12 protein-coding genes are annotated in these 14,451 nt (G+C 51.1%); 9 read left to right on the top strand and 3 right to left on the bottom strand.

The annotated features are described in order from the left end of the window. The first annotated feature begins 369 nt into the window (after positions 1–369). The 7 genes from PN498_RS27800 (at position 370) to rnc (ending at position 6,703) form a co-directional block, all read left to right on the top strand. On the top strand, positions 370–804 hold the full coding sequence (locus PN498_RS27800) for a secondary thiamine-phosphate synthase enzyme YjbQ (RefSeq protein WP_272066724.1): 435 nt from the start codon (positions 370–372) through the stop codon (positions 802–804). 4 nt (positions 805–808) lie between these two features. After that, positions 809–1,747 (top strand): GTPase Era, encoded by a 939-nt coding sequence (gene era / locus PN498_RS27805; RefSeq protein WP_272066725.1) that lies wholly within the window; start codon positions 809–811, stop codon positions 1,745–1,747. Positions 1,748–1,951: 204 nt separating this feature from the next. Then, entirely contained in the window at positions 1,952–2,434 is a 483-nt protein-coding gene (locus tag PN498_RS27810; protein ID WP_272066726.1) for an ABA4-like family protein, read from the top strand. 75 nt (positions 2,435–2,509) lie between these two features. Next, complete coding sequence (locus PN498_RS27815) at positions 2,510–4,198, top strand: ABC transporter substrate-binding protein (RefSeq protein ID WP_272066727.1); 1,689 nt, start codon at positions 2,510–2,512, stop codon at positions 4,196–4,198. A gap of 131 nt (positions 4,199–4,329) precedes the next feature. Beyond that, positions 4,330–4,956, top strand: a complete 627-nt coding sequence (locus tag PN498_RS27820; protein ID WP_272066728.1) for a TetR/AcrR family transcriptional regulator — start codon at positions 4,330–4,332, stop codon at positions 4,954–4,956. 114 nt (positions 4,957–5,070) lie between these two features. Further along, positions 5,071–5,967 carry a Uma2 family endonuclease gene (locus tag PN498_RS27825; protein WP_272066729.1) on the top strand — a complete coding sequence of 299 codons (897 nt, stop codon included), beginning with the start codon at positions 5,071–5,073 and terminating at the stop codon, positions 5,965–5,967. Positions 5,968–6,031: 64 nt separating this feature from the next. Beyond that, a complete protein-coding gene (gene rnc, locus PN498_RS27830; protein WP_272066730.1) occupies positions 6,032–6,703 on the top strand; it encodes a ribonuclease III in 672 nt (223 codons plus the stop codon). A gap of 209 nt (positions 6,704–6,912) precedes the next feature. Here the strand turns inward: rnc and PN498_RS27835 are convergent, their stop codons facing one another. The 3 genes from PN498_RS27835 to PN498_RS27845 form a co-directional block, all read right to left on the bottom strand. Next, complete coding sequence (locus PN498_RS27835) at positions 6,913–9,048, bottom strand: tetratricopeptide repeat protein (protein WP_272066731.1); 2,136 nt, start codon at positions 9,046–9,048, stop codon at positions 6,913–6,915. A gap of 116 nt (positions 9,049–9,164) precedes the next feature. Next, on the bottom strand, positions 9,165–10,982 hold the full coding sequence (locus tag PN498_RS27840; protein ID WP_272066732.1) for a DUF3685 domain-containing protein: 1,818 nt from the start codon (positions 10,980–10,982) through the stop codon (positions 9,165–9,167). A 5-nt stretch (positions 10,983–10,987) separates the two neighbouring features. Next, positions 10,988–12,862, bottom strand: a complete 1,875-nt coding sequence (locus tag PN498_RS27845) for a hypothetical protein (protein WP_272066733.1) — start codon at positions 12,860–12,862, stop codon at positions 10,988–10,990. Positions 12,863–13,215: 353 nt separating this feature from the next. On the opposite strand from PN498_RS27845, the gene PN498_RS27850 reads away from it, so the two are divergent. Both PN498_RS27850 and PN498_RS27855 read left to right on the top strand, forming a co-directional pair. Further along, positions 13,216–13,968, top strand: a complete 753-nt coding sequence (locus tag PN498_RS27850) for a pentapeptide repeat-containing protein (RefSeq protein WP_272066734.1) — start codon at positions 13,216–13,218, stop codon at positions 13,966–13,968. A gap of 178 nt (positions 13,969–14,146) precedes the next feature. Beyond that, complete coding sequence (locus PN498_RS27855; protein WP_272066735.1) at positions 14,147–14,374, top strand: hypothetical protein; 228 nt, start codon at positions 14,147–14,149, stop codon at positions 14,372–14,374. Positions 14,375–14,451 lie beyond the last annotated feature (77 nt).

The raw sequence follows: 14,451 nt of genomic DNA on the forward strand, positions 1-14,451 counted from the left end.
GACATTACGTGTATTGAACTGAGAGGCAACACCTCTCGCAGCTCAGGCCACCGCCATCCAGACATTTCAGCAACGCCAAAAAAACAGGCTAGCTTGATGCCTGTTGGATTCTTTAAATACACGATGTAAATCGTAACAACACTTTTGCCGATTTTAATAGTAGATGACGGGATATAGCGCTTTATAGTTCATAATCCTTCCTTATAGACAGCAATCTCGATTTCTCAAACGCTCTCATATTGAAGGATGGAAAATGTTTCCGTTCAAAGTTTATTCTTTCCTTAAAGCTTATGAGTTCTCTAAAGTTGGAGTTGCCGGGCTGTGATGTAGAGGATAGTAGGATAAATACTCCTAAGCTCTTTATTCACTATGCCTGCGACTACCATCACACACCATTTTCAAAAAGTGCTGGATATTGCTACCCGAGGTAAGTCGCTACAGCGGTTTACGTCTCAGGTTCAGAACGTTGTGAGTGAATCGGGAATCACCACAGGACTTTGCACCGTTTTCATTCGTCATACCTCTGCCAGTCTCATCATTCAGGAGAATGCTGATCCGGATGTCTTGGTGGATTTGGAAACTTTTTTATCAAAACTGGTACCGGATGGTATGCACTACGTCCATAACATGGAAGGCCCAGACGATATGCCCGCTCATATCCGCTCTGTGCTGACGAGCACCTCCGAAACCATTCCCGTTGTGAATGGACGGTTAGCGCTGGGTACTTGGCAAGGTATTTACCTATGGGAGCACCGATCGCGGGGTCACAATCGCGAAGTGGTTGTTCACGTGATTGGTGGCTAGAGACATGATCGATACCTTAGGGCCATCTACCATCCCTACCCCGCCCGCCAATTTTCGGTCTGGGTTTGTCGGCATTGTCGGGCGACCTAATGTCGGTAAATCGACCTTGATGAACTATCTGATTGGGCAAAAGATAGCCATCACCTCACCGGTGGCGCAAACGACTCGCAATCGGCTACGTGGCATTCTGACGACTGAGACAGCTCAAATCATCTTTGTGGATACCCCAGGCATTCATAAACCCCACCACGAACTTGGCAAAGTCTTGGTTCACAACGCTCGCATGGCGATCGCCTCTGTTGATCTCGTGCTCTTTGTGGTGGATGGTTCCGTGCCTGCTGGTCGTGGGGATCAGTTCATTGCCGATTTACTAGCTCAGCAGCAAACCCCGGTCTATCTCGGTATGAACAAAATTGATCTGCGATCGCCCGACACAGCTGACGAAGTTGCCAACAGCTATCGAGCGATGGCGGAACAACAGAATTGGCCCCTGCTTGAATTCTCCGCTATCACGGGAGATCAAGTGACTAGCCTGCAAGACCACCTGATCCAAGGGCTTGAACCGGGTCCCTATTACTACCCTCCTGATTTGATTACCGATCAGCCTGAACGGTTCATCATGGGCGAACTGATCCGAGAACAAATTCTCTATCACACCCGTGAGGAAGTTCCCCATTCGGTTGCGATCGCCATTGATCGGGTTGAGGAAGATGACGCCATTACCCGCATTCTGGCTACAGTCCATGTTGAGCGAGACTCTCAGAAAGGCATCCTCATCGGTAAAAAAGGCAGCATGATGAAAACCATCGGCACTGCTGCTCGTGAGCAAATGCAGAAACTCATCACCGGCAAGGTGTACCTAGAGCTGTTCGTCAGGGTGCAACCCAAATGGCGGCAGTCGCGCACACGATTAGCAGAGTTGGGCTATCAGCGAGAAGACTGAGAAAGGTTGGGAGGGACAGGGTGCGTTAAGCTCCAGATGCTGTTGGGGACACAAGTCTAGATGGCTAAAGTTATATATCGGCATGCTTTGAATCAAGCGCACCCCATTCCCTACGCTATCCCCCATTTCCCTAAGACACTGAGAGGGACTTCACCAAGCTTCACAGGGCTTATATTGAAAGGCGTACTATAAACGCGATCGCCCATGTTCATGCCAACTCCTGATGATCTGGATCGGATCTTTCAAGTTTCAAATTTGTTTGTACTGCCCTTTTGGGCGCTGATGATAGTGCTTCCAAACTGGTCGCTGACTCAGCGCGTTATGCAGTCTTACATTCCATTTGCGGCGCTAGCAAGTTTGTACGTGTATCTATTTGCCACGCTAGATGGCAGCATTCTCGAAGCTTTTTCTGATCCTCAGCTGGAGCTGAGCAGCTTGGCCGGAATGTTTGCTAATTCCCAAGTGATGGCAACCGGATGGACCCACTTTCTGGTGATGGATTTATTTGTAGGGCGGTGGATTTATCAGCAGGGACAAGAGAAAGGCATTTTTACTCGACATTCATTAGCTTTCTGTCTCTTTGCAGGACCTTTGGGTCTTTTGAGCCACTTTTTGACAGACGCGATCGCTCAACGCTTCTTCCAATCGACCAGTGACAGCACATCCTCAGAACCCTCCGCTGTATAAAGTCTGATTGACAGGTACCCCCAATCCAAGGCTTAATAGACGACATTTAGGTTCTCTGAGTCCTGGGGTTACTCTATGATGTCCTCTGGTTTGTCTCGTTTGTTGCAGATTCGTCACGCCTTGGCTCGACGACAGTGGCGCTCGCTGTTCCGATTTGGCACGCTGTTGGGTCTATGCTTTGCTTTCATCGTGGCTTGCACGAGTAGTCCGACTTCTGAGACAGAAGGGACAGCAGAGACAGCGAGTGAGGCCGGGAGCGATCGCATCTCTATGGGCACAACGTTAACGGCGCGAACTCTGGATCCTGCTGATGCCTATGAGATATTTCCCGGTATCCTCTTACATAATTTGGGCGACCAGCTCTACGCCTATGAACCCGGCACGACGGAGTTGATTCCTCAGTTGGCGGCTGAAATGCCCACCGTCAGCGAAGATAATTTGACGTATACGATTCCCCTACGTGAGGATGTCGTTTTCCATGATGGCACCCCGTTCAATGCAGAAGTGATGGCCTTTTCCCTAGAGCGCTTCATGCAAAACGGTGGACGTCCTGCCTTCCTGCTGGCAGATCGTATTGCCTCTGTCGAAGCGACAGGCGAATATGAACTGACTGTCACACTCAATTCTCCTTTTGCGGCTTTTACTGCGCTGATGACGTTTTGGGGAGTCACCCCGGTCCCACCAGACGTTTACGAAATTGCTGAGGGCAGCTTTATTCCGGATAACTTTATTGGTACTGGGCCTTACAAGCTGGCTGAGTTCAACAGCGACTCCATCAAATTAGACGTCAATGAGGACTATTGGGGTGAAAAGCCTGCCAATGGTGGTATTGATATCCAGATCTTCACGAGTCCGGCCAACCTCTACAACACCTTCACGACCAATGGTGTGGATGTCGCTTATCAAACGCTGGATCCTGATCAGATCGCAGCTTTGGAGCGAGAAGCTGATACTGGTAACTGGCAGGTTATTGAAGCGGGGACAACCGTGGTCAACTATATGAGCCTGAACCAGAAGATTGAGCCGTTGAATGATGTGCGGGTGCGACAGGCGATCGCCGCGATGATTGATCGTGAACTGGTCAACGAGCGTGTTTTTCAAGGGCAAGCAGAACCCCTTTACAGCCTGATTCCCACCAGCTTTGATGTCTACGAACCAGTGCTTCAGCAAGCTTATGGCGATGGGAATTTTGAACAAGCCGAGAGCCTGCTGAGAGAAGCCGGATTTTCGGAAGACAACCCCTTTAACTTTGAAATCTGGTACCCCTCCGCATCAACGACTCGCAGTATTGTTGCCAACACCCTTAAAGAATCTTTCGAATCCGGATTACCAGGACTGGTCACCGTCACGGTACAAACGGCTGAGAGTGCAACTCTTTGGGGCAACGTGGATAAGGGCGTTTATCCCTCCGTGCTAGCGAACTGGTATCCCGACTACTACGATGTTGATACGTTTGTACAGCCCTTCTTGAGCTGCGAAGTAGGTTCAGAAGCAACACTGTGTGAACAAGGGGCAAGTCAAGGAAACGGCTCTTTTTACTACAGCGATCGAGCAAATGAACTTGTTGCGGCGCAGCAGTCGGAGCAGGATCCCGAAGCTCGTAAACAGATATTCAAGGATTTGCAAACCCTGCTAAAAGAGGATGTACCTTACATTCCTCTCTGGCAGAATAAAGATTACGTGTTTGCCCACGAGGGTATTTCGGGAGTTGCTGTTCAACCAACCCAACAATTTTTGATGTGGCAGATCAGCAAAGAAGGCTAGCGTGGTTTCTAGGATGGTTGTCCTAAAGCGTTGGCTTTCAGGTGATGATGTAAATTCTGTAGAAACAGGTCACTCAGGCAACCCAGACAATACAATCAAGGCAGACATCTAGACTGTCTACATACTTTTCTATGACCGCTGCTTTGAACAAGAACGATAAAGCTACTCAAATCCTTGACGGTGCGTTACAAGAATTTTTGGCGCGAGGCTATGCCGGCACCAGCATGGATCGGGTTGCGGCTACGGCAGGTGTATCAAAGCCTACGGTCTATAACCACTTTCAAGACAAGGAAGGGCTTTTTCGGGCACTAGTTCAAAAAATTGCCCGAGAGCGCTTTCAGTTGAAGTTTACGCCCGAGTCTTTCGGTACGTCTGCAGAGGAGTCTTTGCCTCGTTTGTTGGCTTTAATGGTAGACACGATCGCTGATGATGATGACTATCAAGACTTTGTGCGGCTTGTGATTGGTGAGTCGGGTCGATTTCCAGAGTTGGCGAGAACGTTTATTACTTACCTCAGCAAGCCGGGTCTAGAACTCATGCAGTGCTATTTGAAAGAGCATCCTGAGTTTGGTTTTGCGGATTCTCAAGCGATCGCTCAAATTATTCTGGGATCTGCTGTCTATATGTGTTTGACGCAGCATATTCTTCACGGTCGCGACATCATGCCACTCAGCAAAGAGCGCTATATCGAGACGATTGTGACTTTGATGCTGAAGTCCATTCATCCCCCCCGTGATCAGAAAGACGAGTGTCGCTAAGAATAGGCTGCGAGGGTGAAGTGTGGTTCTGAGCGTTTCGCAAAGTTGGAGGTCAGGATTCGCGATCGCCTCTCTTACAATTAAAGTAACCCTCTTGTCAGGCCATACTGTTCTATGAGCCGTTTTTCCAAGCCTCTCGTTTCGTCCAACGCTGCTGCTTCTGTATCGTCGCACCGAAATACGCTGCCGACGATGTATGATTTGCCCAGCGAATTTCCTGGGGAACCTGGCTTGCCTGATGAGTTTCACGACCTACAGCCGCAGTTACTCAGTCGCACGTTGTCCTTGGCGAACTACTCTCGGGACAACTGGTTCACAGGCACGGACTTGAACGTCTATTACGACGAAGCGCATACGCTTTGGCACAAGCGACCTGATTGGTTTTTGGCGGTTGACGTTCCGCGTCTTTACGACGGGAACTTAAGACTGAGCTATGTGGTGTGGCAAGAGCAGCAGACCCCGAGGGTGGTGGTGGAGTTTCTCTCCCCCCGAACAGAACAGGACGATCTAGGACGGTTTTATGAAGAGCGTGACCAGGTGAAACCGCCGAGCAGTTTTCCGATAGGCCCTGAGGTCCCTGAGGTGCAAGACCAACCACCGAGCACAGTAGACGTTTACGAGCAGTATCTGCGCGTGCCGCACTACATTGTCTACAGCCGCTATACTCAGCGACTCCGGTACTTCAAGCTGACTGAGGGTGCTTATCAAGAGCAGGCGTTGGCAGCGACCAATCCTCGCATCTGGTTAGAAGATTTGTCGATTGGTCTAGGTGTCTGGCAGGGAGAGTTTGCAGGGGTGCCCGGAGAGTGGCTGCGGTGGTGTGATGCTGTAGGGGACTGGTTGCTGACGGACACCGAAGCTGAGCGCATCGCCAAAGAACAGGCCCAACAGCAGGCTGAACTGGAAGGACAGCGTGCCAGGGCTGAACAGCAAGCTAAAGAACAGGCTCAACGGCGGGCAGATCAGTTGGCTGCAAGGCTGCGATCGCTCGGCATCGATCCGGATGCTTGACCCCCATCGGGCTGTCTTGATCGGTCTTTTGCTATTCTCCTACCGTTCGCCATGGGTCTGATCTATGAACACGCCGCCGCCTTTTCAAAATCCTGAACTCTTTCAGCAGGCCATGACCCATAAGTCCTATGCAAAGGAATACCCTAATGCGGGCAGCGACAATGAACGTCTGGAATTTTTAGGCGATGCCATACTGACTTTCCTCTGTGGCGAATTCTTGTTTGCCCGATATCCTGAAAAATCAGAAGGTGAATTAACTCCGCTCCGGGCTTCCTTAGTAGATGCGACACAGCTGGGTAAGTTTGCTCAACAGCTTTGTCTGCAAAAAGATTTGCGATTAGGTAGAGGGGTGGAAGGCAGCGGTGGGCGTCAGAACGCGCGCCTTCTGAGTAGTGCCTTTGAAGCGATGGTTGGTGCTTACTTTTTAGATCAGCGATCGCGCATAGACCCTGTCAGAAAGGTCGTGTTTCCTTTATTTGAATCCGTGGTTGAATTGCTCGCTGATCCAACGCATAACATTAACGAAAAAAGTGCCTTACAGGAATGGGCTTTAGCCCAGGTGTTGCCCATTCCAACCTATATCATCGTGACTGAAGCAGGCCCTGATCACGCTAAAGAATTCACTGCCGAAGTTTGGATCGATACGACAATGTATGGGCAGGGCAAAGGGCGACGCAAACAGGATGCTGAAAAAGCCGCAGCCCGGGATGCTCTACGCCGGCTGGGTTTGCTGTAGGAATGCGGTAATATAGCGATCCTATTTGAGTTTTGAATCAGGTTTTCTTTGGGAATCTGATTCAAAAAGCCTTTTCATTCCCGAAAATTATCTGGCTAAGTGTCCCCAATATAGCCCTATGTAGCTTGGTCAAGTACATCTCAGTGTTTTCAGGAAGCAGGGAATAGGATTGATGCCAGTGCGTGCCGCTATGAATGGCTAAAGCTGTCTCATAGCTGCCGCCAAATTTCAGGAAGCCATGCAGCAGGCACCTGACTTAATGAGCGCTGCTGTGCTTCAATTCCTAAATAACGAGCTTGTAGGTGTAGATTTCTCACTAATGCTTGGAAAGCCGTTTCCATCGTCACGGCTTCTGTCGCCTGCCAGCCCACTAGTGCTCTGATGTAGTGGAGAGTGGCATTGGTGAGCAAAGGCTCTTGAGCAACTGCATTAGGAGCCAGGGCGATCGCCAGTTGATCATACACAACGCCTACACTATGGTGAGTTGCCCACAAATCGAAGCTGAGATGTCCAGACCGTTCGCGATCTGCTGCGAGGATAGCTGCATCATAAGCTGCGATCGCCTGTTGCCAAGCCGCCTGCTGCTCAGTAGACCGCTCTTCACAATGACCCCCTAAATCCCAATAGGCTGTACCGAGATTGTTATGCGTGGCGGCACATCCCCCTGGGTCAGTGTCTAGGGTGCGATACGCCAAAGCGGTACGATAAGCCTGAATGGCCTGTTCTAGAAGGAAAACGGGGCGCTCATGACGGGAGAGGCTCCAGAGTGCAATCCCCAAATTGTTTTGTAGCTGAGCGTAGGTCTGCGGCGACTGTTGTGGATGGGAGTGTCGAAGCGCTTCCTGATAGGCTGCGATCGCCCGATGTAAATGATTGGCTTCCTGAGTATGCTGCGCCAAGCTCCAATAGGCTGTTCCAAGATGAGTCTGTAAGGTCGCGTATTCGTCTGGGACAGCTTCTACAGGGGCATATTGCAGGGCGCGATGGAATGCACGAACGGCTTTTCCTAGATAAAGCACCGGGTCCTGATGACCGGCTAATAGGCTGTACACGCTACCTGAGTTGCTGTGGATACGATTCAAGACCCCTGCGTCAGTGCCTGGATGAATAGGAGAAATCGCGGCCTCATACAGTTCGCTACTTTGCAACAGTCGCTGCAGATAGCTTTCAATATCCCTAGCTTGCTGTGCCCAAAGCCAATAAAGGCTCCCCAGGTCGTTGAGTACCTCGGTGCGCTGCGGCGTAGTGGGTCGATGGGGTTGTAGTTGCTCGTATTGCTGGATGGCCGCTTCCAAGGTAGCTGGGCTGTGGTCTCCCGCCTGCACGCGATCGCGCAGTTCATAGGCGATCGCCCAATCGTCCTGATCCGTCACTTGAATCTGTCGGTAAGCCACCTCCGAAGGGATGTCCTGGGGAGGCGGGATAACCTCGATGTCAATCGGCTCTTCACCAAACTCCTCAACGGCAGCAGCGGCAGCAGGAATGGTGATATTCGTCGTTGAGCCAGAGTCCGTAGCGCCATCACTGGATGAGGGCGAGTGGGGTGAAGTTCCGGTGGCTTCAAATTCCGTCAAGTCTGCTTGCAATCGCTGCCACAAATCATCAGACATGACCGGAAGCGTATCGCCTGTGTCAGACTGTGGAGGTGTATCGGCAGTTTCTAGTTCTCCTTCCCCTGGAATCGCAGGCACCGCAGTTCCTCTGGGGGCCGTTGCCAAATCGGTGTGATGTTCAGTGGAGGGGGGTGGCGGTGCCTCGGGGGCAGGTTTACCCAAGAACTGCCAACGCCGAACGGGAGAAAACGCCGCTTGGTAGGACTGCTCATCCCCAATTGCTGAAATAGGCGTGGGTTCTCCCATGAACTCAAAAACGTTTTGGCATAGTTCCGGCACCTCTCGCCGAATCTGCTTCAGCCAAGGCCGTGATATCCAGACGAGTAAACTGCATCCCAACTGCTTCCACAGGGGAAGTAAATGGTGAAGGGAACGAAGAAATTGGTATTGAGCGTCTGATCCCTGGTAGGTCAGCCGCTCAATGCCTAGAATCTGTAACAGCGGTGACCCAGTGGACGCTGCCTGATGGGCCCAATCGCGAATTTGCCGAACTAGGTCGGGGTTTTTGACATCCAGGATGAGTTGGGTTGAGGCGATCGCAGTTTCCCCTTGTAGACTCTCTTCCAATGTGGCTGCAAGCTGTCGCTGCAGGGGCAAGTCGTCACAGGTGGCCAGCCAAATTTGATGCGGCGGAATAGCCTGAACCGCATCCTGGAGCTGTCGATAGGTCTCTTGATTGTGTCCAGGCAGAATTTGCGAATTGATAGGAAGCACAGGTGCAGCGATGACCACAGCGATCTCGATTGGTAGAACTCTATCTTAATTCTCCTGATCCCCTATTGCTTTCAGGACAGAACTGTGGCGATTTCGCGATCGCCTCAAAGTTCTGCAACAGCATGTTTCATCTATCATGTTTCGTCGCGCTGGCGTTGGCGAAAACGAATCTCCTGCCAGGTGCTGCCAACACCTTTGACAATGCCTCGTCCCACCAGACCAATACCGCGCCCAATCACCTCTGTCAGCACAAACACAACGCTGCTGCCGACTAGGGAAATCGTGGAACGGAGACGTGGCGCGATCGCGTCTCGGGCTTCTAATGCCAATGTCACTGCATATTGGACGCCTGACAGGGAGGCCAATTCCTCTTGCCGAGGGGCATAAATGGTATGGGTACGAATGCCTTCGGGGGTTAGCGCAAAGAGACGATAGTTACTCTCAAACATGGCTTTGGGTTCATTCACTAAAGTATCCATGCGATAGCGCCAAGAGAGATCATTGCGAAAGCGAGTAATATCGCGAGTGGAGATGATACGACGCTGGTAGAGGCTTCGTTTCAAGGCTTCCACATCGGGGTATCGATTCAAGACAGGCTGTATGACTGCGCAGGCAATTTGAATCAGTAGATTTTCCAGCAAAAACTGACTGCGCCTAAGCGCTTCTGGTGTCGTAGCGAGATAGGATGCTCCTTCAATTTCTAAAGGGGACTGAAACAGCAAATGTGACAGCAGGCTGGGTACTTCGGGAATACCTAACAAAATTTCTGCCTGAACGGTTGCAGCATCCTGCTGTAAGACTGCTGCCATAGGCCGCTCTAGCCCGTCCACAGGTGGCGTGTAGTACCGTCCAAAGAAATCGACGATGACGGCTTCCCATAGATCATGCAAAAAAATGGGTGTTTTGGTGTCCAACTGTCCGGGTAAAACGGCTGCCTGTTGCAGATCATCGAGTAATGTCTCGAAAGTACTTAAGACGGTGTAGAGCAGCTCACGGGATTTGTCAGACCGTAGAATGTCAATTTCTAATGGGATGCTACTGCGATTGTCTAAGGGAAACTGGAGCTTGCGAAAGACTGCTTCACAGACTCGCGATCGCACATCTCCGACGGGAACGGGCATGGGGGTTCTGAGACGGGCGATCGCTCCTCCGGCAGTGCGAGTTGCGGTAGCCGGTAATTCTGCTGCGGTGCGGGCAGATATACTCTCAGGTGCCGTTAGGGCGCTGGTGGCCGTGATGAATTCGTCATCGGATTGAGGTATCTTCTGTCCCTCTTGGGGAAGTGGCAAGATCTGTTGAATCAACCAGCGGGCAGCCCGCAACTCTCGATATTTACCTGCCAGCACTAGCCGATACCAATAGGGCAATCGACGACGGGAAGCAAGCTGTTCAATAGCTGCCATTTCCTCATCGATTTGTTCTAAAGAGGTGCGATACAGGTAAGCGACCGGGCCTTCGGTCCGTTCCGGTAGCGCAATATCCTCAGTGCTGCCGACCCTGCTCGGTGGTGAACTCACAGCTGTCTGCTGAATGAGACGAGCTAGGTCACGGACAGACAGACCTCTTAGGCCAAAACGGTCAGCCCCCATCTGTTTGGCCGCTTCCCGTAGGACCGGATCACCCTGGATGCTCAGGACCAGCACCGCTAAGTTGGGAAATTGTTGTTTGATGGTCGCGCACAGCTGTAATCCAGGCATCTGGTTAGGATCGCCTTGCCCTAATCCCAAGTCCAAGATGACGACATCAACGGTTGGCGCTACCTCTGAAGTGCCTGCATCGGTTGCACTTGCGGTTGCTGCTGACTGCAAATCAGTGAGCTGAGTCAGCGCTGCTTCACTGCTAGATGCTTCTCCAATAACGTTGAACTCCTGGCGCTGCTCTAGCCAAATGCGGAGCCCTAAGCGAAAGACAGGATCTTCATCCACTAAAAACAAGTTCAGAGTAGATGCCATTGTCATTATTCACTCGGGAAATTATCGGAGGTAGGAGGGGGCGGTTGGTTTATGGGTTCAGAACTGGGAGGAGCTGTATCGTCTGGGGGCGGTGAATCAGTTTCTGGCTGTCGAACGGCTTCTTGCTGTCGAGCGGCCTCGGCCTCCTGTGCCCAAATGTAGGCTCTCTCGGCTTCCCAAAGACCAATGGCATTGCGAGCCTCGTTATACAATGCCCGACCTGGCGCAATTTGAGCAGCCACATTGATTGCCGCCGTCAGTGATCCCTCATAGGCCAGCGATTTGGCTTCTTCCAAAATCGGGCTGTCCTCTTCGACCTGAATGGTGTGAGTCCAGTCTTGAATCATGGCTTGGGCTTGCTCATAGAGCGCCCGATCATCCTGAATTTGCTGCGCCACGGTCACAGCTTCCCTGAGTTTGTCGTCTGCGGCAAGTTGATTCGCCTCATTTAGGATGGGTTGATCTTGAATGACTTCAATTTGGTTGAGCCAATCCGCGATCGCCGTTTGTGCCTCAATTCTCAGAGCGCGTCCCAACGCCACATTCCGTGCTTCGGCAATGGCAGCTTGTAAGGCTGGAATGGTGCTCTTGCGAGCCAGGGCATTCGCCCGAGCTAAGAAGGGACGATCTTCAATGCGCTCGACTTCGTTTTCCCAGTGAGCAATCAGCGTTTGAGCCTGTAGTCGACGCGGGCGTTCTAAATCGACTGACCACGCAAGCTGAGTAGCATAGTCATAAGCCCAACCCTGTCGCAGACTTGCAACTCCTGAAGCGAACTGTAGCGTACGTAAATCTTCTAAGTCGGCTTTCCAGCCTTGCATCGACTGTTGAGCGGCCCCATAAAAAGTGCTCTCGACCGGAATCTTTTCTGCTGCCCGAATGGCTTCCATCAGCTTGAATAGCTGTAGATAGCTGGGTTGATCCTGCTGGGCTTCAGTGGCTAAACGATTGGCGTGGCTGAACTTAATCAAATCTTGTGCTTCGGGAGCCAAGTTGGGATCGGGGGGGACTTTTTGGACTGCGGCGATCGCCCCTTCAACATCCCCCAACTCCCACCGTTGAAAGCTGTAGAGCAAAAGATTTTGGCTCCAACGATCAATATCGTCCTGGGCATCGTTCCACGCTCGGCTAGTCAGGTTGACTCGCTGGGCAATTACTAAAGCCTGACCAATGTTGTCCGGATCGCCCGTGTTTGCCAGCCCCCGTGCCTGTTCAATTTGTGCCCAAGCTGTCGATTCTCGTTGTTTTGCCTGCTTCAGTGCATTGTGGCGATCGCTCAACCAATAGTCGCTTGATAGCAATTTGAGCTGCTGTAAACCCTCTTCAGCAACGCCCCAATCGCGGGCAGCGATCGCCTGCTCAACAGAGTTTTCAATTGCTTGTCCCTGCTTCCATTCCTGTTGCCAATTCCAAATGGCGGCTTGAGCTTGCTGTCGCAGGGGGGTGTCAAGCGGGATTTGTCCAGCCCAACCTACTGCTGTGGCCAAATCGCCCTCATGCATTTTCTCAGTCGCTTTTTTGAGCAATCGCTCTGAAGACTCTACGAGAACGGGGTAGGTTTCTACATGGAGAGGATGCGATTCAGCAAATCGAGTCGTGAGCTGAATCGCATGAATTAGCTTTTTAGCACTACCGGTCTGCATCGCCGTTTGGGCGCAAATAAGGCGATTGCTATCAGAACTGGAGACGGTAACATCTTCGCAATCAGGAAGCGGCGGAATACGGGTCAACCAAGTCATGGCCCAGATACCCATAACACCTGACCCGACCATCAGGCCGCTCCAAAACAGCGGCCAAAACCAACCCAGCGGCACCCGCACCTTAACGCGAGGTCGCTCTGATAGTGAAGAGGAGTTTGGCGTAGCAGATGATCGAGCCATAGACAGGTAGAAACGCGGATACCGTCTAGTATAGAGCTGGCGTACTAATTCAGGGCGGCTTAAGTGTAGCCTTAGCCCTCTAGGCTGGTGCACTCAATAGTATCCAGGTGCTTAGCCCATAACCCAATGGCTCGCCGTCTTGTCCTAACGGAACCGGCGATGGCTATAAACTCAGGCCGGAAAACTGAAACATTCCTTTTCCAGGTGTGGAAATTGAATGAATTGGATGAATTAAACGCTGCAATATCCTGTCAGGTCTGAAAATGTGCTGATATTGTAGAGTACTTTTCAAAATTACACAGGCTGTTGTGCAAAGTCTTCAACTTGTTGACAAGGCGTAAGTTTTCGAACCTATGAAACACCGTATTAGCAGGGCGATCGCTGGAATATTGATCGGCCAGTGTGGCCTATGGTTCCTTGTAGCAACCAGTGGATTAGCCGAAAACCCCAACGATTTACGTGAGTTCTTGATCTCAAGACGCTGTACGGGCTGCGATTTGCAAGGTTCTGTGCTGTCAGGCATGTCCCTCTCGGGTGCGTCCTTGGAAAGATCTAACCTGCAAGGGGCTGACCTCCAAGAAGTCGTTCTAATTGATGCCTTTTTGCAAGGCGTAGACCTGACTCAGGCCAATCTCGAAGATGCCTCTTTGGGTAGAGCAGACTTAACCGATGCCATTCTGCAAGATAGTCAATTAATGGGCGCTAGCTTAATTGGGGCCACATTCATTAGAGCCGATCTAAGCGGTGCTGATTTAAGCGAAGCGATCGCCCATGACGCGCTATTTACCGAAGCCAATTTAGTCGGAGCAACGCTCTCGGGAGTCGGCTTGGTGCAAGCCAATTTTGGTCGCGCTAATCTCAACCAGACCAACTTAGAAGCCGCTGATCTCGAAAGTGCTTATCTCATTCGTGCGAACTTCAGTAACGCCAATTTAATAGGAGCAGACCTTTCCAATGCTCGACTTGTCCGCGCCAACTTAGATGGTGCCAATCTTACGGATGCTGATTTATCCGACGCCAAAATCACTAGAGCTACCTTTGAATCAGCAATTTTCTGCCGAACAACAATGCCCGACGGTACTCAAAATAATCAAAATTGCCCATGACATTCTTCTGACCTGAGGGGATTTCCAGGACAGCATTGACCGCTGGTAGGGTGTCATTAACGCAGCGCAACGCCTACAGCCAAGGTTTGTGTTTTCAGGCATGTCCCTAATCGTTATTCCTGTATCTTTTGTCTGCGTCTTCGACCCAATTCTGCCTTAGCGTTGATGGCTTAGAACAATGAACCATTTCATTTTTTGGATGCTCGGATTTGGGACGCTGTGGGCAGGACTGAAGCTATTTGATGATGAGGTCCTGCTCATCGTGACTCTAATTGTTGGATCCGTGCTGGTGCTAGCAGGTCTGATCTCTGCGCCTGTCGGTCTACAAATTGGTATTGAAGTGGCACTGATCATTGCCGTATTCCACATTTGTATGGAATGCATTGAGCGGGGCGATCGCTCGTAATAACCCCCTTTTGAGATACCTAACTGCATCCGCTTTGATCCATCTGTCGATGTTGAACTTGGTAGGATAGCAGTACC

It is taken from the genome of Oscillatoria sp. CS-180, assembly GCF_028330965.1.
Classification (GTDB): domain Bacteria; phylum Cyanobacteriota; class Cyanobacteriia; order Phormidesmidales; family Phormidesmidaceae; genus Halomicronema.